Here is a 20239-nt window from a genome sequence, read left to right as displayed (position 1 = left end):
GCTGCCACTTGCTTGCCCTGCGGGGCGCTTGTCTGCTCTGCCGCTCCGGCCCCCGGCTGCCACTTGCTTGCCCTGCGGGGCGCTTGTCTGTTCTGCCGCTCCGGCCCCCGGCTGCGGGCTGCTTGCCTTGCGGGGCGCCGGTCTGTTCTGCCGCTTTGCTGCCGGGTGCGGGGCGCGCGCGAAGGGATCGTTGCCACTTGGCCAACCGGCTAGCTGCCGGATTGGGGCGGGTGTGACTTGGGGTGAGGCATGTGGGTGGGACAAGGGCAGTGGATCGCTGGCGGGCCTGTCTTCCGTGTCCGTCGGTGCGGAAGCCGTAGTCAGAGACCATCCGCCATCCTTCTGCACCTCATATGGGCGGGGTTCGCGTCATCTGAGATTTGTGGCACGCAGTGTCTTGCGTGATGGCACGGCGTGCCATACCGTGAAGGTGTCCGGTTGTCCCCGCGAGGCATCTCTTGCGCACCGGGCGCCTGCGTCACAGGCATTCTGCGCGCCTACCCGGCGCCACTGATCAACAGCATCTGCCGAACCGACGGCACACCTCCTCAGTAGTCCCGCAGCATTGCCGGAGGCCCCACCGTGAAGGAAATCCTGGACGCCATTCAGTCGGGGGACGCCACGTCCGCCGACTTCGCCGCACTGCGTGTGCCCGGCTCGTACCGGGCGATGACCGTGCACAAGGACGAGACCGAGATGTTCGCCGGTCTTGCCAGTCCTGAGAAGGATCCCCGTGAGTCCTTGCACCTTGATGAGGTGCCCGTGCCCGAACTCGGGCCCGGTGAGGCGCTCGTGGCCGTCATGGCCAGTTCGGTGAACTACAACTCCGTGTGGACGTCGCTCTTCGAGCCGATGCCGACCTTCGGGTTTCTGGAGCGGTACGGCAGGGTCAGCGAGCTGGCCAAGCGGCATGATCTGCCGTACCACGTCATCGGCTCCGACCTGTCGGGTGTTGTGCTGCGTACCGGCGCCGGGGTCAACGCCTGGCGTCCGGGGGACGAAGTGGTGGCGCACTGTCTGTCCGTCGAGTTGGAGAGCTCCGACGGGCACAACGACACCATGCTCGATCCCGAGCAGCGGATCTGGGGGTTCGAGACCAACTTCGGCGGCCTCGCCGAGCTGGCGCTCGTCAAGTCCAACCAGCTCATGCCCAAGCCGGGGCACCTGAGTTGGGAGGAGGCTGCGGCGCCGGGGCTGGTCAACTCCACGGCGTACCGGCAGCTCGTCTCGCGCAACGGCGCCGGGATGAAGCAGGGCGACAACGTGCTGATCTGGGGCGCGAGCGGCGGACTCGGGTCGTACGCCACGCAGTTCGCGCTGGCCGGCGGGGCGAATCCGGTCTGTGTCGTCTCCAGCGAACGGAAGGCGGAGATCTGCCGGCGGATGGGCGCGGAGGCGGTCATCGACCGTACGGCCGAGGGGTACGCGTTCTGGAAGGACGAGCACCACCAGGACGCCCGTGAGTGGAAGCGCTTCGGCAAGCGCATCAGGGAGTTGACCGGCGGCGAGGACGTGGACATCGTCTTCGAGCACCCGGGGCGTGAGACGTTCGGCGCGAGTGTGTACGTCACCCGCAAGGGCGGCACGATCGTCACCTGCGCCTCGACCTCCGGCTACACCCACGAGTACGACAACCGCTATCTGTGGATGTCCCTCAAGAAGATCGTCGGCTCCCACTTCGCCAACTACCGCGAGGCGTGGGAGGCGAACCGCCTGGTCGCCAAGGGCAAGATCCACCCGACTCTGTCCCGGGTGTACGCGCTGGAGGACACCGGCCAGGCCGCATACGACGTCCATCGGAACCTGCACCAGGGCAAGGTCGGTGTGCTGGCGCTGGCGCCCGCCGAGGGGCTCGGTGTGCGCGACCAGGAGAAGCGCGCCGAACACATCGACGCCATCAACCGCTTCAGGAACCTCTGATGACGGGGCGTCGTTCGAAGGACTCGCCCTGGCTGATGCGGACGTACGCGGGGCACTCCAGCGCCGAGGCGTCCAACGACCTCTACCGCCGGAACCTCGCCAAGGGCCAGACCGGGCTGTCCGTCGCGTTCGACCTGCCCACCCAGACGGGCTACGACCCCGACCATGTCCTGGCGCGCGGCGAGGTCGGCCGGGTCGGGGTTCCGGTGTCCCATCTCGGGGACATGCGGCGGCTGTTCGAGTCCATTCCGCTGGAGCGGATGAACACCTCGATGACGATCAACGCCACAGCGATGTGGCTGCTGGCCCTCTACCGGGTGGTCGCCGAGGAGCAGGGCGCCGATCTCGCGCTGCTGCGGGGGACGACGCAGAACGACATCGTCAAGGAGTACCTCTCGCGCGGGACACATGTCTTCCCGCCGGTGCCGAGTCTGCGGCTGACCACGGACATGATCACCTACACGGTGACGCACATGCCCCGGTGGAATCCCATCAACATCTGCAGCTACCACCTCCAGGAGGCGGGTGCGACCCCGGTCCAGGAGATCGCGTACGCGATGTCGACCGCGATCGCCGTGCTCGACGCGGTGTTCGCCTCGGGGCGGATTCCCGAGGACCGCAGGGGCGAGGTGGTCGGCCGTATCTCGTTCTTCGTCAACGCGGGCGTCCGCTTCGTCGAGGAGATGTGCAAGATGCGTGCCTTCGCGCGCGTCTGGGACCGGATCACCCGGGAGCGGTACGGCATCGAGGACGCCGGGCAGCGCCGCTTCCGCTACGGCGTCCAGGTCAACTCGCTGGGCCTGACCGAGGCGCAGCCGGAGAACAACGTGCAGCGCATCGTCCTCGAAATGCTGGCCGTCACCCTCTCGAAGGACGCCAGGGCGCGCGCCGTACAGCTCCCCGCCTGGAACGAGGCGCTGGGCCTGCCCAGGCCCTGGGACCAGCAGTGGTCGCTGCGTATCCAGCAGGTTCTCGCCGAAGAGTCGGACCTGCTGGAGTACGGGGACCTCTTCGACGGTTCGGAGGTCGTGGAAGCCAAGGTCGCGGAGCTGGTCGAGGGCAGTCGCGCCGAGATCGACCGGATCGAGGAGATGGGCGGCGCGATGGCGGCCGTCGAGTCGGGGTATCTGAAATCCCGTCTCGTCTCCTCGCACGCCGAGCGGCGCGCCCGGATCGAGTCGGGCGAGGAGAAGGTCGTCGGGGTCAACTGCCACGAGTCCACCGAGCCCAGTCCGCTCACCGCCGATCTCGACACGGCCGTCATGACCGTCGACCCGGCGAACGAGGCCCGGGTGGTGGGTGCCCTGCGGGAGTGGCGGGCCGCGCGCGACGAGATCCGCGCCGCCGGGGCGCTGGCCGCGCTGAAGGAGGCGGCGGCCGGTACGGCGAATCTGATGGAGGCGACCGTGGAGTGCGCGCGGGCCGGGGTGACGACCGGTGAGTGGGCCGGGGCCTGCCGGGAGGTCTTCGGTGAGTTCCGCGCTCCTACGGGTGTGGGCGGCGCACCGGTCACGGTCGGCGCCGGGCCTGGCACTCCGCTGGCGGCCGTACGGGACAAGGTGTCCAGGACGGTGGCCGAGCTGGGCGGTGGGCGGCTGCGGCTGCTGGTGGGAAAGCCGGGGCTGGACGGGCACTCCAACGGCGCCGAGCAGATCGCCGTACGCGCCCGGGACGCGGGCTTCGAGGTCGTCTACCAGGGCATCCGGCTCACCCCCGCGCAGATCGTGGACGCGGCGCTGGCCGAGGACGTGCACTGCGTCGGTCTGTCGATCCTGTCGGGGTCACACGCCGCTCTGGTGCCCGATGTGCTGGAGCGGCTGCGCGTCGCCGGCGCCGGTGACATCCCGGTGATCGTCGGCGGGATCATCCCGGGCGCCGACGCCCGGGAGCTGTGCGCGGCCGGCGTGGCCGCGGTCTTCACCCCGAAGGACTTCGGGATCACGGAGATCATCGGCCGTATCGTCGACGAGATCCGGAAAGCGAACAAGCTCGACCCTCTGGAGGTCCCCGCATGACCGGCACGACCGGCACCACCCCCGAGACCCCGGCCGACCGGCTTCGGCCGCGCCGCTCCTGTCTCGCCGTACCCGGCTCGAACCCGCGTTTCCTGGAGAAGGCCCAGGGCCTGGCCGCCGACCAGGTCTTCCTGGACCTGGAGGACGCGTGTGCGCCGCTCGCCAAGGAGGGCGCCAGGCACACCATCGTCGACGCGCTCAACAAGGGTGACTGGACGGGCAAGATCCGGGTCGTACGGGTCAACGACTGGACGACGCACTGGACGTACCGCGATGTGATCACCGTGGTCGAGGGGGCGGGGCACAACCTCGACTGCCTGATGCTGCCGAAGGTGCAGGACGCCCAGCAGATCGTCGCGCTCGACCTGCTGCTGACGCAGATCGAGCGGACGATGGGCTTCGAGGTCGGGAAGATCGGCATCGAGGCGCAGATCGAGAACGCCAGGGGCCTGGTGAACGTGGACGAGATCGCCGCCGCCTCGCCGCGTCTGGAGACCATCGTCTTCGGCCCCGCCGACTTCATGGCGTCCATCAACATGAAGACACTCGTGGTGGGTCAGCAGCCGCCCGGGTACGGCGCCGACGCGTACCACTACATCCTGATGCGCATCCTGATGGCGGCCCGTACGCACGATCTCCAGGCGATCGACGGCCCGTACCTCCAGATCCGTGATGTGGAGGGGTTCCGCGAGGTGGCGGGGCGTGCGGCCGCGCTCGGCTACGACGGCAAGTGGGTGCTGCATCCGGGGCAGATCGACGCGGCCAACGAGATGTTCTCGCCGTCCCAGGAGGACTACGACCACGCCGAGTTGATCCTCGACGCGTACGACTACCACACGTCGGAGACCGGTGGGAAAAAGGGCTCGGCGATGCTCGGCGACGAGATGATCGACGAGGCCAGCCGCAAGATGGCCCTGGTCATCTCGGGCAAGGGCAGGGCCGCGGGGATGCGCCGTACCACCGCCTTCGAAGCTCCGGAGGGGTGAACCATGCGGTTCGGACGCACCTTTGAGGAGTTCGAGGTCGGCGAGGTCTACAAACACTGGCCGGGCAAGACCGTCACGGAGTACGACGACCACCTGTTCTGCCTGCTGACGATGAATCACCATCCGCTGCACCTGGACGCCAACTACGCCGAGCGGGCAACGGACTTCGGGAAGAACGTCGTGGTGGGCAACTACGTCTACTCGCTGCTCCTCGGCATGTCGGTGCCCGATGTGTCGGGCAAGGCGATCGCCAATCTGGAGGTGGAATCGCTCCGGCACATCGCGCCGACCTTCCACGGCGACACCCTGTACGGCGAGAGCACGGTGCTCGGCAAGACACCGTCGCGGTCGAAGAGCGACCGCGGAGTCGTGCGGGTGGAGACCAGGGGCTACACCCAGGACGGCACCGTCGTGTGTGTGTTCACGCGGAAGGTTATGGTCCCCACACGGACGTACGTCGAGACACGCGGCGGCGAGCAGCCCGGCCGCCCCGAACCCCGGGAGCAGTGAGACAGATGAGCCGACTCGCCCAGACCGCCGGCCTGACCGACGTCCAGCGCGAAATCCTGTCCACCGTAAGGGACTTCACCGACAAGGAGATCCTGCCGGTCGCCACAGAGCTGGAACACAACGACGAGTATCCGCAGGCGATCGTCGACGGGCTCAAGGAGTTGGGCCTGTTCGGGCTGATGATCCCCGAGGAGTACGGGGGCCTGGGTGAGTCGTTGCTCACGTACGCGCTGTGTGTCGAGGAGATCGCCCGGGGCTGGATGTCGGTGTCCGGGATCGTCAACACCCACTTCATCGTGGCGTATCTGCTGATGCGGCACGGCACCGAGGAGCAGAAGAACGCCTTCCTGCCGCGCATGGCGACGGGCGAGGTGCGCGGTGCGTTCTCGATGTCCGAGCCGGCGCTCGGTTCCGATGTGTCGGCGATCACCTCCAAGGCCGTGCGGGACGGCGAGACGTATGTGCTGACCGGCCAGAAGATGTGGGTCACCAACGGCGGTACGTCCACTCTCGTCGCCGTGTTGTGCCGCAGTGACGAGGGCCACCCCGAAACCACCGCGCCGCACCGGTCGATGACAGCGTTTCTGGTCGAGAAGGAGCCCGGCTTCGGCACCGTACGCCCCGGTCTCACCATCCCCGGGAAGATCGAGAAGATGGGTTACAAGGGGGTCGACACCACCGAACTGATCATGGACGGACTGCGCATTCCGGCCAATCGGGTACTCGGCGGTGACACCGGCCGAGGGTTTTACCAAATGATGGACGGCGTCGAGGTCGGCCGTGTGAATGTGGCCGCGCGTGGCTGTGGTGTGGCGCAGCGCGCGTTCGAGCTGGGTGTGTCCTACGCGCAGCAGCGTCACACCTTCGGGAAACCCATCGCCGAGCACCAGGCCATTCAGTTCAAGCTGGCCGAAATGGCCACCAAGGTCGAGGCGGCGCATGCGATGATGGTGAACGCGGCACGCAAAAAGGACTCCGGGGAACGTAACGACCTGGAGGCAGGGATGGCGAAGTACCTCGCCTCCGAGTACTGCAAGGAAGTCGTCGAGGACGCTTTCCGGATCCACGGCGGCTACGGCTTCTCCAAGGAGTACGAGATCGAGCGCCTCTACCGTGAGGCGCCGATGCTGCTGATCGGCGAGGGTACCGCCGAGATCCAGAAAATGATCATCGGCCGTCGGCTGCTGGAGGAGTACCGAATCCAGAGCTGATTGTCGTTTTCTGACCATTTCAGCCATTTTGGCTGCGAAGGAGATCACAACCTGTTGTTATCTGTCATCGGCTTCAAGCCGCCCGACTCGGTTGCTGGCTTGCTCAGTTGCTGCTCACAACCGATACCATCGACGGAAAGCCGCCGTTCCCCGTTGCCAGCGCGGCATCATCCGCTACGAAGGTCATTCATGCCCCACAGCCAAACCTCTGCACCACGCGGCCGGGTCCGCCTCGCGCGCGGAGCATCGCCGTGGCTCCTCCCCACCCTCGCCACCGCTGCCGTCACTCTGGTCCGTGCGCGCCGCTCCAAGCGCGCCGCCGCTCTTGCCGTACCCGCCACCGCTCTCGCGGCGGGCATGCTGTGGTTCTTCCGCGACCCCGAGCGGGAGATCACCCAGGGCCGCGTGATCTCACCGGCCGACGGTGTGGTGCAGAGCATCATGCCGTGGAAGGACGGGCGCACGCGGGTCGCCATCTTCATGAGCCCGCTGAACGTTCATGTGAACCGCGCTCCCCTCGCGGGAACGGTGACATCCGTCGAGCACATCCCCGGCGGATTCGTTCCGGCTTTCAACAAGGAGAGCGAGAACAACGAGCGCGTCGTCTGGCATTTCGACACCGAACTCGGTGACATCGAGATGGTGCAGATCGCCGGAGCGGTGGCCAGGCGTATCGTTCCGTACCTGCCTCAGGGCACAAAGGTGGAGCAGGGCGAGCGCATCGGCCTGATCCGGTTCGGCTCGCGTGTCGACATCTACCTTCCGGAAGGTGTGGGCGTCGCAGTCGAGGTCGGTCAGACCACGACCGCAGGGGTGACTCGAATTGACCGTGATTGATCCCGACACTCAGGCCGGCTGGGTCGCGGAGGACGAGGCCGTCGAGGACGAAGCGGAAGACATGCCGCTGTCCATGCGGCTGTCGATAGCGGACACCCTCACGCTCGGCAACGCGACCTGTGGCTTCATGGCGGTGTACTTCACCACCACCGGCATCCTCATTCCCCATCTCACCGGCAGCGACGAGAGCGGCATGGCGCGGCACTCCGCGGCCACCGCCGTGATCCTGATGCTGTGCGCGGCGGTCTTCGACCTCTTCGACGGACTCGTGGCCCGCAAGCTGCGCAGCTCGCCGATGGGCGCGGAGCTGGACAACCTCTCCGACCTGATCAGCTTCGGCCTCGCTCCGGCCTATTTCGTACTGGTGTACGGGATGGTCGCGGACGACGCTCATCAGCGGGTCTCGGCACTGGCGGGGATCGTGGTGCTGCTGGCCGTCGTACTGAGGCTGGCCAGATTCTCCTGTGTGACGCTGAAGGACGGCATGTTCCAGGGCATGCCGAGCCCCTTCGGCGCGCTGACGGTGGTCTCGATCGTGCTGCTCGAACTGCCCTTCGTACCGACGCTGCTCGCCATCGTCGGTGTCGCCTGGCTGATGGTGAGCCGGGTCGAGTACCCGAAACCACGGGGAATCCTCGCGGTGGCGGTGCTGAGCTGGATCGTGTCGGCAATGGCGCTGCTCGCCGCCTGGGCGTTCGACGCCCCGGGTGGTCAGTTGCTGCTCCAGACGGGCTGCGCGCTCCAGGTGGTGACGGGCGCGGTGATTCCGCTCTTCGCCACGGCACGGCGCGTGAACAACTTCCGTGACAACCGGCGCGAGGCGCGTGCGGCGCAGTTGCCGTAGCACGACCACGGCCGACAGCCACGCGGATGTGGCTGCGCCGATGTACGGCGGAGGGGCCCGGGTGCGGATCGCACCCGGGCCCCTCTGCCGTACCGTACGGGCGCCGGCCCGGGTCAGCGCCGTAGAGCCGGGTCAGCGCCGCGCCATGTAGAGGTCGAACGCCTTGTGCAGCAGCTTGCTGAGCGGGAAGTCCCACTCGCCGAGGTATTCGGCGGCCTGGCCCCCGGTGCCCGCCTTGAAGCGGAGCAGCCCGAGCAGGTGGTTGCTCTCGTCGAGCGTGTCGGTGATGCCGCGCAGGTCGTAGACCGAGGCGCCCATCTCGTGGGCGTCGCTCATCATCCGCCACTGGATCGCGTTGTTGGGCTGCACCTCACGCTTGCGGCTGGTGGAGGCGCCGTACGAGTACCAGACGTGCGCCCCGACGGTGAGCATCGTGGCCGCCGACAGCACCTCGCCCTCGTGGTGGGCGAGGTAGAGCCGCATACGGTCGGGGTCCTCGGCGCTCAGCGCCCTCCACATGCGCTGGAAGTACGGCAGCGGGCGCGGCAGGAACCTGTCGCGCTCGGCGGTCTCCCGGTACAGCTCGTAGAAGACCGGGAGTTCGTCGTGGTCGGCCCTGACCACCTTCACCCCGGCCTTCTCGGCCTTCTTGATGTTGCGGCGCCACTGCTGGTTGAAGCCGCGCTGGATGTCCTCCAGCGACCTTCCGGCGAACGGCACCTGGAAGACGTACCGGGGCTGGCCCGCGCTGAAGCCGTCCTGGCCGCCGTCGTCACCCTGGCGCCAGCCCGCCCGGCGCAACTGGGCCGCGATGCCGGGGGCCCGCGGGTCCGAGGCGGTGGGTTCGACGTTCCCGAGCCGGTGGGCGGCCGGGTCGGCGACGGCTGCCTTGACCGTGTCCGCGTCCCAGCGCCGGGCCACGACCGGCGGTCCCATCTTCACCGAGAACGCGCCCCGGGCCTTCAGGTGGGCCAGCATCGGCCGCAGCCACAGCGAGAGGTCCTGGGCGTACCAGTCGATCAGCGGCCCCTCGGGCAGATAGGCGAGATAGCGGTTGAGCTTCGGCACCGGCCGGTAGAGGACGAGACCCGCCCCCGCGATGTCTCCCCGCTCGTCGAACCAGCCGAGACTCTCGGCCCGCCAGTCCGGCTTGACGTCACCCCACGAAGGAACCTGCATATGGCTCGCCGACGGTCTGCCGGCGACGAACGCGAGATGTTCCTCGCTGCTGATCGTCCTCAGGCGGTACGGCGCTGCGTTCTCCGTGGGGCGCGTCATAGGGCGGGATCCTTTGTTCGGCACACAGCACCCTAGGCTCGGATCGGTGCGCTCCGCCCGGCCGGCCGGGCATCCGGGTGTCCCGAACCGGGCCGCTCAGAGCAGGAAGTCGCGGGCGATGTCCGCCGCCAGCCGCTCCAGCAGCGGGCCCGCCTCCGCCATGCAGCGGGCCGGGTCGGGCTCCAGGTCGGTCAGGGCGTACGCCCGGCGGATGCCCGCTCCGCCGAGGACGCCGGCGGGCAGCGAGAGCCGGCCGCAGACCGCGATGACCTCGACACCCTCGGCGCGGGCGGCGGCCGCGACCCCGGCGGGCGCCTTGCCGTGCAGGGTCTGCTCGTCGAGGGAGCCCTCGCCGGTGATGACGAGGTCGGCCCTGGCGAGGGCGGCCGCGAAGCCGAGTACGTCGAGCATGACCTCGATCCCGGAGCGGAAGCGGGCGCCGAGGCCGACCAGGGCTCCGTACCCGATACCGCCTGCAGCGCCCGCGCCCGGCGACTGGGCGAGGGCGCCGGCACGCGGGCCGACGGCCGTCTCCAGGACGCGCGCGTAGTGGCTGAGCGCGGCGTCGAGGGTGGCGACGTCCTCGGGGGTCGCGCCCTTCTGCGGGCCGTAGACCGCCGCCGCTCCCTTGGCGCCGGTCAGCGGATTGTCGACGTCGCTGGCGAGGACGATGTCCGTCTCCGCCATACGGGGGTCGACGCCGGTCAGATCGGCGGTCACCAGATCGCGCAGCCCGCCGCCTCCGGGGGCCACGGGCCGCCCTTCCCCGTCCAGGAAGCGCGCGCCGAGCGCAGCCAGCATGCCCGCCCCGCCGTCCGTCGTGGCGCTTCCGCCGACGCCGAAGACGATGCTGCGGGCGCCGGCGTCGAGCGCGGCGCGCAGCAACTCGCCCGAGCCGTACGTGGTCGCCGTGAGGGGCGCGAACACCCCGTCGGGCAGGTGCTGGAGACCGGAGGCCTCGGCCATCTCGACGACGGCCGTGCCGTCCCGCAGGGCGTACGCGGCACTCCGCGCCTCACCGAGCGGCCCCGTGACCCGTACCTCGCGCCGCTCGAAGCCGGCCGCCACAGCGGCGGCGACGGTTCCGTCACCGCCGTCGGCGACCGGCAGCGTCTCGACGCTCACCCCGGGGGCGGCACTCCGCAGCCCCGCGGTCACCCGCTCGGCGACCTGTACCGCCGTGAGCGAGCCCTTGAACTTGTCCGCCGCGATGAGCACGCGCACGGCCCTATCAACTGCTCCGTCCGTCACCTTCTGCGTTTCCTTTGCTTTCGAACAAGCAGTCGCGCCGCGACGACCTTATCCGTACACCTGCCTCCCTGCCCATGGCACCCGGCCCCACCGGGCAGGCCACGGGCGCGGGGGATGTCCACGATGGGGGGATCGTTCACGCTGTCCGGCCCGCGCTCCCGCCGGTCGCACTACGCTTTGACCGTGACTGATACAGAGACGGACACCGAGTACGCCGCCTACATCGCCGGCCTCCCGCGCGTGCTCGCCGGGGCCGCCATGCTCTTCAGGGACGCCGGCGGACGCGTCCTGCTCGTCGAGCCCAACTACCGGCCCGGCTGGGCGCTGCCCGGCGGCACCATCGAGTCCGACGAGGGGGAGAGCCCGCGTCAGGGCGCCCACCGGGAGACCATCGAGGAGATCGGACTCGACATTCCTCCGGGGCGGCTGCTGGCTGTCGACTGGGTGACCGGCGCGCTGCGTCCGCCGATCGTCTCGTACCTCTACGACGGCGGGGTGCTGAGCGAGGAGCGGCTCGCCTCGATCCGTCTCCAGGAGGAGGAGCTGCTGTCCTGGCGGCTGGTGTCCCGCGAGGAGATCCCGGAGCTGGTGCCGGGGACCCTGGGGTTCCGGTTGCTGGTCGCGCTCGACGCGCTGGAGTCCGGTGGGGCCACCGTGGAGCTGGAGAACGGGCTCCGGGTCGGCTGAGTCCCAAAGATCGTGCGTCCGTCGGCAATTCGCCGGATGGTATGTCAACGGGCTTATCTTGCGAGCCAGTAGACGGTCCTGCCGTACCCGCCGGCCGCCCGGTCGCCGGATGAGCCGACCGGCGACGTCAACCCGGCATTATCCGAGGTCCACGACCTCGGAGGGATCATGCGAAGGCAGACACAGGCCCGGCTGACGGCTCTACTCACTTCCGCCGTAGTCCTGTCGACCATGGCGGCCGTCCAGGACGCGGATCCGCCCAGGGGTACGGTCCGGCAGACCGCCCCGAAGCTCCCCCGGCTGCCTCTCGGCGTCAACAGCGGCGCCTGGCAGTCGGGGCACCTCCAGGGCATGGCCGTCGACCGCCGCAAGGGCTTCATGTACTGGTCCTTCACCGACCTCCTGGTCAAGACGGACATGCGCGGCCGGGCCGTCGGATCGGTCAAGGGCTTCGTGGGCCACCTCGGTGACCTCGGCTTCAACGAGCGGGACGGCAGGGTCTACGGCTCGCTGGAGGTCCCGACGGCCAGGGCGTACTACATCGCCCTCTTCGACGGCGACGGCATCACCCGGATGAACATGGACGCCGCGTCCAGCGGAGTGGTTTCCACCGTCTATCTGAAGGAGGTCGTCAAGGACTTCACGGCCGACATGAACCACGACGGCAAGTTCGACGGCGACACCGCGAACACCCCCGACCACCGCTACGGATGCAGCGGCATCGACGGTGTCGCGTTCGGCCCGGACTTCGGCCACGAGGGCGGCACCAAGCTCACCGTCGCCTACGGGACGTATCTCAACACCTCCCGCAAGGACAACGACCACCAGGTGCTGCTCCAGTACGACGTGAGCGGCTGGGACCGGTACGAGCGCCCGCTCGGCGAGGAGCAGACGCCGCACCGCGAGGGGCCGTCCGAGCCCGACGGGAAGTACTTCGTCTACACCGGGAACACCTCCTACGGGGTGCAGAACCTGGAGTACGACGGGGCGCGCGGCAACTGGCTGATGGCCGTCTACAAGGGCTCGAAGAAGCAGTTCCCGAACTACTCGCTCTTTGTCGTCGACGGCTCGAAGGAGCCCGTCTGGAAGACGCTGCGCGGCCAGCCGCGCCCCGAGCAGGGCTGGACGGTGCCGCTGCTCGCCGCCGGCCTGCACGACAAGGCCTCGGGGACGTACGGCTGGCAGTCGTCGGGCCAGTACGGACTGATCTCGCTCGGCGGCGGCCAGTTCTACCTGGCAGAGAACGGCACGGCGAAGGCGCTCCGGCACACCGGCCGCGCGGTGCGGTACAGGTGGACGGGCAGGACACCGTCGCCGTTCGCCCGGGTCACCGCGACCAAGGCCCTCGTGCCCGGCCATTCCCCGGCCGACCACTCACCGGCCGGCTGACCCCGCCGGGAATCCGCTCGCCTCTCCCGGTGCCGGCTGCGTACGCTCGGCCGTATGACTCTCGTCGCGATCCTCAGCGGCGCCGGGATCTCCACCGACTCCGGCATCCCCGACTACCGAGGCCCCCAAGGCGTCTGGCGGCGCGACCCGGGTGCCGAGAAGCTCGTCACGTACGACGCCTATATGAGCGACCCGGCGATCAGGCGCCGCTCCTGGGCGATGCGGGCCGACAGTCCCACCCTGCGCGCGGTGCCCAACGGCGCGCACCGCGCGGTGGCGGAGCTTGAGCGGTCGGGCACGGCGGTGCGGGTGATCACCCAGAACGTCGACGGGCTGCACCAGGCCGCCGGAATGCCCGCGCGCAAGGTGCTCGAACTGCACGGTACGGCGCGGCGCGTCGTCTGCGCCCACTGCCAGGCGCGCTCCTCCATGGAGGAGGCGCTCGCCCGGGTCGCCGCGGGTGAGGAGGACCCGCCGTGCCTGGAGTGCGGCGGGATACTCAAGTCGGCGACGGTGATGTTCGGTCAGCGCCTCGACCCCGAGGTGCTGGCGCAGGCGATGGCGATCACCAAGGCGTGCCAGGTGTTCCTGGCCGTCGGCTCGACCCTTCAGGTCCAGCCCGCCGCTTCGCTGGCGGGGATCGCCGCCGACCACGGCGCGCGGCTGGTCATCGTCAACGCCGAGCCGACGCCGTACGACGACCTCGCCGACGAGGTCGTGCGCGAACCGATCGGCACGTCGCTGCCCGCCCTGCTGAAGGAGCTGCACGGCGGCTGACCGGCCTTGGAGCGGCCGCCGGCTCAGAAGGCTCAGAAGGCTCAGAACAGCGTGGCACCCGCGGGCTCCGTGGCCGTCGCGCCCTCGAAGGCCAGCAGCCGCTGCTTGCGGTCGAGGCCGCCGCCGTAGCCGGTGAGGCCGCCCGTCGAGCCGATGACCCGGTGGCAGGGCACGATGATGCCGATCGGATTCTTGCCGTTGGCGAGACCGACGGCCCGTGAGGCGCCCGGTTTGCCGAGTTCCAGGGCCAGTTGACCGTACGAGCGGGTCTCGCCGTACGGGATCCGGCAGAGCCGGTCCCAGACGCCGCGCTGGAACTCGGTCCCGTGCATCCGCATCGGCAGGTCGAAGTCCGTCAACTCCCCGTCGAAGTACGCCCCGAGCTGGCGCACCACCTCGGTGAAGGGCCGCTCGTCCCGCTCGCCGAACGTCTCCTGCGCGGGCCGGTGGCGCTGTCCGACCATGTAGAGCCCACTGAGCAGGCCGTCGGTGGCGACGAGGGTGAGCGGCCCGTAGGGGCTGTCGATCGCCGTGTGCAGCCGGGGAGTTGAGGTCCCTTGTCCGGCCGTTGTGGCCGTCGTGGTTGTCATGGAGGGCGCTCTCCTTACGCGGGAAGGTAGTTGATGGCGTGGTCGTCGGTCGCCCAGAGGTACTGGACGGCGTAGGCGCGCCAGGGCCGCCACGCCGAGGCGCGCGCCGTCAGGGCGGCGGGGGTCGACGGCAGGCCGAGTCCCTGGGCGGCGCGGCGGACGCCGAGGTCGGTCGGGATGAAGGCGTCCGGGTCGCCGAGCGCCCGCATCGCGATGGACTCGACGGTCCAGGGCCCGAAGCCGGGCAGTGCGGTGAGCTGCTCCCTGGCCCGGTCCCAGTCGCTGTCGGATCCGAGCTTGAGCGATCCGTCGGCGAGGGCGGCGACGAGGGTGGTCAGTGTGGTGCGCCGGCTGCGCGGCAGTGCCAGCGCCTCGGGGTCGAGCGCGGCGAGCGCCTCCGGCGAGGGGAAGAGATGGGTGAGCCCGCCTTCGGCGTCCTCGACGGGCACGCCGTGCGCGGTGACGAGCCGGGCCGCGTGCGTCCGGGCCGCTGCCGTGGAGACCTGCTGGCCGAGCACCGCGCGTACGGCGAACTCAGCGGCGTCGACGGTACGCGGCACCCGCCGCCCGGGGGCCTTCGCGACCAGCGGGCCCAGCAGCGGGTCGGCGCCGAGCTGTTCGTCGACGGCGACGGGATCGGCGTCCAGGTCGAGCATCCGGCGGCAGCCGCTGATGGCGACGGCGAGATCGCGCGGGTCGGTGAGGGAGAGCCGGCAGGCGATGTGGTCGGGGCGGGGGGAGAGGGCGGCGATGCCGTGCCCGTACGGGAGGGAGAGCGTCCGGCGGTACGCGCCGTCCCGCCACTCCTCCACACCGGGCACCGCGGTGGCGGCGAGGTGGCCGAAGAGGTTGTCCGGGTTGAGCGGGGCCCGGAACGGCAGCCGGAGCGAGATCACCCCGGGGGTCCGGGGCCCGGCCTCCCGGCCGGCGCGCGCCCCGCGCGCACGCAGCTCGGTCGGGGACAGCGCGAACACCTCGCGCACCGTGTCGTTGAACGCGCGGATGGACGCGAAACCGGCGGCGAACGCCACCTCGGCCATCGGCAGCGCGGTCGTCTCGATCAGGACCCTCGCGGTCTGGGCGCGCTGCGCGCGGGCCAGCGCGAGCGGTCCCGCGCCCACCTCGGCGAGAAGCTGCCGCTCCATCTGGCGCGCCGAGTACCCCAGCCGCGCCGCGAGCCCCGGCACGCCCTCGCGGTCGACCACCCCGTCCTGGATGAGCCGCATGGCGCGGGCCACGGTGTCGGCCCGTGCGTTCCACTCCGGCGATCCGGGGCTGGTGTCGGGGCGGCACCGCTTGCAGGCGCGGAACCCGGCCTGCTGGCAGGCGGCGGCGCTCGGGTAGAAGGTCATGTTCTCGACCTTGGGCGGCACGACGGGACAGCTCGGACGGCAGTAGATCCGGGTCGTCAGGACCGCCGTGAAGAACCAGCCGTCGAACCGCGCGTCCTTGGACTTCACGGCCCGTACGCAGCGCTCGGTGTCGGTGTGCATGGTTCAAGCATCGGGCACGGGCGGCACACCGGCTGGCGAAAAAACGACATCGAGCCGGCACGGCCGGCACCGGGGGCCCGCTCGCCTCGTAGCACGCCTCCCACAGCCGGGTCCGCTCCTTGCTCCGGGTGATCCGGATGGGACCCCCGGTGCCCCGGAAAGCGGGATCGCCGCCGCCGAACTCGACGACCGCGGTGAGCCGTTCCGCCGGAGGTGGATCGTTGGGGCCAACGTGACGTGTGAGCACGGGCGTTGCTGTGGCAGGATGCGGCGTTGTGGCGTGGTTCGTGGCGGTGGGAATGCCGTCGACACTCCCCGTACCCGACCGGACACCCGTGGAGGTCAGCATGACGGCAGGCAGGCCCAAGCCCCAGGTCGACACCAGCAAGCCGCACCCGGCGCGCATCTACGACTACCTGCTGGGCGGCAAGGACAACTACCCCGTCGACCAGGCGGTCGGCGACCGGATGCCGATCGAGGCGCGGCAGGGCGCCCGGAGCAACCGGGTGCTGATGCAGAAGGCCGTCGCCAAGGTGGCCCACGACGGTGTGGACCAGTTCCTCGACATCGGCACCGGCATACCCACCGAACCGAACCTCCACCAGATCGTCCAGGCCATCAACCCCAAGGCCCGGGTCGTCTATGTGGACAACGATCCCATCGTGATGCGGCACGCCGAGGCGCTGCTGATCAGCACGCCCGAAGGGGCGACCGACTACATCCAGGCCGATGTCCGCGAGCCGGAGAAGATCCTCGACCACGCGCGCACACTGCTGGACTTCAGCAGGCCCATCGCGCTGTCCCTCATCGCGCTGATGCACTTCATCCCCGACGAGGACGACCCGTACGGTATCGCCGCCACCCTCCTCGGCGCGCTGCCCAGCGGCAGTTGTCTGGTGCTCACCCACCTCACCACCGACTTCCTGTCGGAGGAGCAGAACAAGACCGCCGAGTACCGGGCGAGCGGCATCAACCTCCGCCCGCGTACCCGCGCCGAGGTCGAGCGGTTCTTCGAGGGGCTCGACCTCGGCGATGCCGGACTGATCACCCGGTGGTACGACGAGGACCCGGCCGAGCCCGGGTGGACGGCCACCGGTTACGCCGGTATCGGCTACCTGCCCTGAGCTACCTGCCTTGAGCCGGTCCCGGCCGGCTCACTCGGCGGGGCGGAGGTCGGACAGCCCCCGCAGGAAGCGCAGTTGCTCCAGATCCTGGAAGTAGCCGCCGCCCTCGTGCCGGTTCCACGGCCACACCCGGATGTCCTTCGGTCCGGCCCAGTGGTTGTAGGCCGCGAAGACGGTGGACGGCGGGCAGATGTCGTCCATCAGCGCCACGGAGAACAGCACGGGGGCCTCGGCCCGGGACGCGAAGTTGACGCCGTCGAAGTAGGAGAGGGTCCGGAAGACCTGCTCGGCGCTGTCGCGGTGGGTGCGCAGATACGTCCAGATCTCGCGGTACGCGTTGCCCTCGACCACCTGGAGGGCACGCCGGTAGTGGCACAGCGAGGGCTGGTTGACCAGGGCGGCCCGCACGCCGTCGCTCAGTGCGGCGGCGGCCAGCGCGATACCGCCGCCCTGGCTGCCCCCGGCGACGACCACCCGGTCCGGGTCGACGGAGGGGTGGCTCCTGGCGGCGTCCACCGCGCGTACGGCGTCGGTGAAGACCCGGCGGTAGTAGTAGTCCTCCGGGCGCTCGATGCCGCGCGTGACCATGCCGGGCGAGGAGGAGCCGCCGCTGCCGTGCGGGTCGCCGGTGGCGCCCGGCTGGAGCGAACCGCCCTGGCCGCGGGTGTCCATCAGCAGGTGCGCGTAGCCGGCGGTGGGCCAGGTCAGCCACTCGTACGGGAATCCGCGCCCGCCGCCGTAGCCGAGGAACCCCACCACGCACGGCACGGGGCCGGTCGCCGAGGCGGGGACGAGGAGCCAGCCGGCCACCGGGTCGCCGCCGAAGCCCGGGAAGCGCACGTCGAAGACGTCCACCTCGGTCAGGCAGGCGTCGTACGGCGTGAAGGTGGGCGGCTCGTCGTGGGTGCGGGCCTCGGCGAGGGTGTCGCGCCAGAACGTGTCGAAGTCGTCCGGCTCCTCGCGTACGGGGAGGTAGCCGCGCAGCTCCTCCAGGGGCAGGTCCATCAGGGGCATGAGGGGTTCTCGTCTCTCGGTGGTGCCTGGTGATGCCGGGTGGCGGGCGGGGTCAGGCAGGGTCGCCGGTACGGTCGGCGCCCCGGACGGTGAGGCTGTCCGGCGCTTCGACGCCGGCCCGGCCGGTGGCGTCGAGCCGTACGGCCAGCGGAGCGCCCGCGGCCCGGAGTCCGGTCAGCTCCAGCGGACCGATGGAGCCCGCGGCGAGCGGGGACAGGCTCAGTGTGCCGCCGGGTACGTCGGCCTCCAGGCCGAGGGCGGCCGACAGCAGCAGGACGGCGGAGGCGGCGGACCACGCCTGCGGGCGGCAGGCGGCGGGGTAGGGCGCGGGGTCGGCGTCCTGTCCTGAGCCGTGTCCGGCGAACAGTTCGGGCAGCCGGCCCTCGAAGGTCTCCGAGGCGGCGATCAGCCCCTCGGCGAGCGAGGCGGCCTCCTGCGGGAATCCGGCCCTCACCAGACCGTGGACGGCGATGGCGGTGTCGTGCGGCCAGATCGAACCGATGTGGTAGCCCAGCGGGTTGAAGCCGGTGGAGTCGGTGCTCAGGGTGCGCAGTCCGAAGCCGGAGTCGAGTTCGGGTCCGGCGATCCGGGCGGCGAGCAGGGCGCTCTCGTCCGGGTCGAGGAGACCGGTGCCGAGCAGGTGGCCGAAGCCGGAGGTGACGGAGTCGACCGGCCGTTTGTCGGCGTCGAGGGCCACGGCCGGGTACGGGCCCCGCTCGTCCCGCGTCCAGAAGCTCTCCCTGAAGCGGCGGCGCAGCCGGCCGGCCCACTCCTCCCAGCGCTCGGCGCCGGGCCGCCCGAAGGCGCGCAGCAGTGCGGCACCGGCCATGGCGGCCTCGTAGCCGTACGCCTGAACCTCGCACAGCGCTATCGGTGCCTTGGCGAGCCGACCGTCGCGCCAGCGGATGGAGTCGCCGGAGTCCTTCCAGCCCTGGTTGGCGAGGCCGCGTCCGGTGGTGTCGATGTATTCGAGGAGGCCGTCGCCGTCGGCGTCGCCGTAGGTGGCGAGCCAGTCGAGGGCGGCTTCGGCGTGCGGCAGGAGTTCGGCGACCTCCCCGGTGTCCATGCCCCAGCGCCAGGCGTCGTGCAGCAGGATCACCCAGAGCGGGGTGGCGTCGACGGTGCCGTAGTAGACCGGCGGAAGCGCGGTGCTCTCGTGCGGCCCGCGGGCCGCACGGCGTACCTCGTGGAGGATCTTCCCCGGCTGCTCCTCGGTCTCCGGGTCGACACGGGTGCCCTGGCGGCGGGCGAGCGTACGCAGGGTCCCTGCGGCCAGCTCGGTGCCGAGCGGCAGCAGCATACGGGCGCTCCACAGCGCGTCCCTGCCGAACAGAGTGAGGAACCACGGTGATCCGGCGGCCAGGAACAGGTCGTCGGGTCCCTTCGGGTCGCTGCCCGGGTCGGACAGCAGCAGCCGTTCGAGGTCGCCGACCGCGCGGCGCAGCAGCCGGTCGAGGCGGCGGTCGGCGGAGCGCAGGCGGGGCGTCGACCAGGGGACGGCTTCGGGTGCGACGGCCGGGAACAGGTCGGGTTCGCTGCCGCTGACGACGCATTCGACGGCGGCGCGCCAGGTGGAGCCGGCCGGCAGGTCCACGTCGTAGCGCAGGGTGCCGTCGGCCGCGTCGGCGTGCGGGGTTCCGGAGGCGGCGGAGCCGGCGGCCGGGCGCAGCCGTACGCTCACGTCGCCGTCGGTCCAGGCCAGGCCGCCGTCCTCGGCGCGCGCGGGCAGCGCGGGACGCGAGCGGCCCTGCTTGACGTCGTTCATTCCGGTGAGGTCGGCCCGTGCGGTGAGCACCGCTTCGAGCCGCACCCTCTGGTGTCCCGCATTGGTGATCTCCAGCTCCTCGCGCAGCACACCGGGGGTGAGCGAGCGGGTGCGGCGCAGTGTGACGGCCGGGTCGGCGGTGTCCTCGCCGACGCCGCGCAGGACCGCGCGGAAGGCGGTCCTGTCGGCGGCCTGGAGGGTGCGGCTGACCGGTGCCAGCGGGACGTCCCGTACGTGGAACGTGAGCGCGGAGAGCATCCGGCGGTCCGCGTGGTAGAAGCCGTCGGCCCCTGCGGCGATGTCCCCGTCCGGGCGTGAGAGCGCCAGGCTCGGGGCGTAGACCGTGGTGCAGGTGTCATGCAGGAAGGGCTGGAGTCCCCCGGTGCCGGGGCCGGCCGCCGGCTGGTCACCGGCGTGCTGCCCCTGGACGACCGTGTTCACAGTGTGGGCCTCTCGTCGTGCGGATGGTGGCTGGGATCAGTGCGTGATCGGTTTCTTGATCGACGGATTGGATCGATCCAAAATCACCTTAGCCCTTGCCAAGCTGG

At 70.3% G+C, this 20239-nt stretch carries 17 protein-coding genes; 11 read left to right on the top strand and 6 right to left on the bottom strand.

What is annotated here, in order from left to right; all coding sequences use genetic code 11:
• Nucleotides 1–582: 582 nt before the first annotated feature.
• The 7 genes from ccrA to pssA all read left to right on the top strand — a co-directional run bounded on the left by ccrA (nt 583) and on the right by pssA (nt 8323).
• Nucleotides 583–1920 carry a crotonyl-CoA carboxylase/reductase gene (ccrA, locus tag QR77_RS35015; protein ID WP_040026031.1) on the top strand — a complete coding sequence of 446 codons (1338 nt, stop codon included), beginning with the start codon at nt 583–585 and terminating at the stop codon, nt 1918–1920.
• Nucleotides 1920–3935 carry a protein meaA gene (locus QR77_RS35010; protein WP_040026030.1) on the top strand — a complete coding sequence of 672 codons (2016 nt, stop codon included), beginning with the start codon at nt 1920–1922 and terminating at the stop codon, nt 3933–3935. The genes ccrA and QR77_RS35010 overlap by 1 nt, the downstream gene beginning before the upstream one ends.
• Nucleotides 3932–4921, top strand: coding sequence for a CoA ester lyase (locus QR77_RS35005; RefSeq protein ID WP_040026029.1), 990 nt, complete (start codon nt 3932–3934; stop codon nt 4919–4921). Before QR77_RS35010 ends, QR77_RS35005 begins: the two co-directional genes overlap by 4 nt.
• 3 nt (nt 4922–4924) lie before the next feature.
• Nucleotides 4925–5431, top strand: coding sequence for a MaoC family dehydratase (locus tag QR77_RS35000; protein WP_040026028.1), 507 nt, complete (start codon nt 4925–4927; stop codon nt 5429–5431).
• Nucleotides 5432–5436: 5 nt separating this feature from the next.
• On the top strand, nt 5437–6642 hold the full coding sequence (locus tag QR77_RS34995; protein ID WP_040026027.1) for an acyl-CoA dehydrogenase family protein: 1206 nt from the start codon (nt 5437–5439) through the stop codon (nt 6640–6642).
• A gap of 189 nt (nt 6643–6831) precedes the next feature.
• The gene (locus tag QR77_RS34990) at nt 6832–7479 is read left to right on the top strand and encodes a phosphatidylserine decarboxylase (protein WP_040026026.1); all 648 of its coding nucleotides are present in this window, start codon (nt 6832–6834) and stop codon (nt 7477–7479) included.
• Nucleotides 7466–8323, top strand: a complete 858-nt coding sequence (pssA, locus tag QR77_RS34985; protein ID WP_173476394.1) for a CDP-diacylglycerol--serine O-phosphatidyltransferase — start codon at nt 7466–7468, stop codon at nt 8321–8323. Before QR77_RS34990 ends, pssA begins: the two co-directional genes overlap by 14 nt.
• A gap of 132 nt (nt 8324–8455) precedes the next feature.
• Here pssA and QR77_RS34980 read toward each other — a convergent pair whose 3' ends face one another.
• Together QR77_RS34980 and QR77_RS34975 are read right to left on the bottom strand one after the other, a co-directional pair.
• Nucleotides 8456–9601, bottom strand: a complete 1146-nt coding sequence (locus tag QR77_RS34980) for a peptidoglycan bridge formation glycyltransferase FemA/FemB family protein (protein WP_040026024.1) — start codon at nt 9599–9601, stop codon at nt 8456–8458.
• Between the two features lie 96 nt (nt 9602–9697).
• Nucleotides 9698–10852 carry a glycerate kinase gene (locus QR77_RS34975; RefSeq protein WP_040026023.1) on the bottom strand — a complete coding sequence of 385 codons (1155 nt, stop codon included), beginning with the start codon at nt 10850–10852 and terminating at the stop codon, nt 9698–9700.
• 183 nt (nt 10853–11035) lie between these two features.
• Here QR77_RS34975 and QR77_RS34970 point away from each other — a divergent pair, with 183 nt between their 5' ends.
• From QR77_RS34970 to QR77_RS34960, 3 genes are all read left to right on the top strand, one after another.
• A complete protein-coding gene (locus QR77_RS34970) occupies nt 11036–11539 on the top strand; it encodes an NUDIX hydrolase (protein ID WP_040029192.1) in 504 nt (167 codons plus the stop codon).
• A gap of 168 nt (nt 11540–11707) precedes the next feature.
• On the top strand, nt 11708–12928 hold the full coding sequence (locus tag QR77_RS34965) for a hypothetical protein (RefSeq protein ID WP_052489292.1): 1221 nt from the start codon (nt 11708–11710) through the stop codon (nt 12926–12928).
• Nucleotides 12929–12982: 54 nt separating this feature from the next.
• A complete protein-coding gene (locus QR77_RS34960) occupies nt 12983–13705 on the top strand; it encodes a Sir2 family NAD-dependent protein deacetylase (protein WP_040026021.1) in 723 nt (240 codons plus the stop codon).
• Nucleotides 13706–13746: 41 nt separating this feature from the next.
• Here QR77_RS34960 and QR77_RS34955 read toward each other — a convergent pair whose 3' ends face one another.
• Nucleotides 13747–14295 carry a methylated-DNA--[protein]-cysteine S-methyltransferase gene (locus QR77_RS34955; RefSeq protein WP_052489291.1) on the bottom strand — a complete coding sequence of 183 codons (549 nt, stop codon included), beginning with the start codon at nt 14293–14295 and terminating at the stop codon, nt 13747–13749.
• Between the two features lie 14 nt (nt 14296–14309).
• The gene (locus QR77_RS34950) at nt 14310–15788 is read right to left on the bottom strand and encodes an AlkA N-terminal domain-containing protein (RefSeq protein ID WP_040026020.1); all 1479 of its coding nucleotides are present in this window, start codon (nt 15786–15788) and stop codon (nt 14310–14312) included.
• A 347-nt stretch (nt 15789–16135) separates the two neighbouring features.
• On the opposite strand from QR77_RS34950, the gene QR77_RS34945 reads away from it, so the two are divergent.
• Nucleotides 16136–16912 (top strand): SAM-dependent methyltransferase, encoded by a 777-nt coding sequence (locus QR77_RS34945; RefSeq protein WP_040029188.1) that lies wholly within the window; start codon nt 16136–16138, stop codon nt 16910–16912.
• A gap of 30 nt (nt 16913–16942) precedes the next feature.
• Here QR77_RS34945 and QR77_RS34940 read toward each other — a convergent pair whose 3' ends face one another.
• Both QR77_RS34940 and QR77_RS34935 read right to left on the bottom strand, forming a co-directional pair.
• On the bottom strand, nt 16943–17926 hold the full coding sequence (locus tag QR77_RS34940) for an acetylxylan esterase (protein ID WP_040026019.1): 984 nt from the start codon (nt 17924–17926) through the stop codon (nt 16943–16945).
• Nucleotides 17927–17978: 52 nt separating this feature from the next.
• Complete coding sequence (locus tag QR77_RS34935) at nt 17979–20132, bottom strand: glycogen debranching N-terminal domain-containing protein (protein WP_052489290.1); 2154 nt, start codon at nt 20130–20132, stop codon at nt 17979–17981.
• Nucleotides 20133–20239 lie beyond the last annotated feature (107 nt).

Origin of the sequence: Streptomyces sp. 150FB (assembly GCF_000818195.1) — a bacterium.
Taxonomy (GTDB): Bacteria; Actinomycetota; Actinomycetes; order Streptomycetales; family Streptomycetaceae; genus Streptomyces.
Note: the sequence above shows the minus strand (reverse complement) of the source record. Positions and strands in the feature narration are given on the sequence as shown.

What these genes read in the sequence shown, in the direction of transcription:
- QR77_RS34945 (WP_040029188.1), top strand. Translation starts at nt 16,136, where the DNA reads ATGACGGCAGGCAGGCCCAAGCCCCAGGTCGACACCAGCAAGCCGCAC.
- QR77_RS34995 (WP_040026027.1), top strand. Translation starts at nt 5,437, where the DNA reads ATGAGCCGACTCGCCCAGACCGCCGGCCTGACCGACGTCCAGCGCGAA.
- QR77_RS34980 (WP_040026024.1), bottom strand. Translation starts at nt 9,601, where the DNA reads ATGACGCGCCCCACGGAGAACGCAGCGCCGTACCGCCTGAGGACGATC.
- QR77_RS35000 (WP_040026028.1), top strand. Translation starts at nt 4,925, where the DNA reads ATGCGGTTCGGACGCACCTTTGAGGAGTTCGAGGTCGGCGAGGTCTAC.
- QR77_RS34960 (WP_040026021.1), top strand. Translation starts at nt 12,983, where the DNA reads ATGACTCTCGTCGCGATCCTCAGCGGCGCCGGGATCTCCACCGACTCC.
- QR77_RS34950 (WP_040026020.1), bottom strand. Translation starts at nt 15,788, where the DNA reads ATGCACACCGACACCGAGCGCTGCGTACGGGCCGTGAAGTCCAAGGAC.
- QR77_RS34965 (WP_052489292.1), top strand. Translation starts at nt 11,708, where the DNA reads ATGCGAAGGCAGACACAGGCCCGGCTGACGGCTCTACTCACTTCCGCC.
- QR77_RS35005 (WP_040026029.1), top strand. Translation starts at nt 3,932, where the DNA reads ATGACCGGCACGACCGGCACCACCCCCGAGACCCCGGCCGACCGGCTT.
- QR77_RS34955 (WP_052489291.1), bottom strand. Translation starts at nt 14,295, where the DNA reads ATGACAACCACGACGGCCACAACGGCCGGACAAGGGACCTCAACTCCC.
- QR77_RS35010 (WP_040026030.1), top strand. Translation starts at nt 1,920, where the DNA reads ATGACGGGGCGTCGTTCGAAGGACTCGCCCTGGCTGATGCGGACGTAC.
- QR77_RS34940 (WP_040026019.1), bottom strand. Translation starts at nt 17,926, where the DNA reads ATGCCCCTGATGGACCTGCCCCTGGAGGAGCTGCGCGGCTACCTCCCC.
- QR77_RS34990 (WP_040026026.1), top strand. Translation starts at nt 6,832, where the DNA reads ATGCCCCACAGCCAAACCTCTGCACCACGCGGCCGGGTCCGCCTCGCG.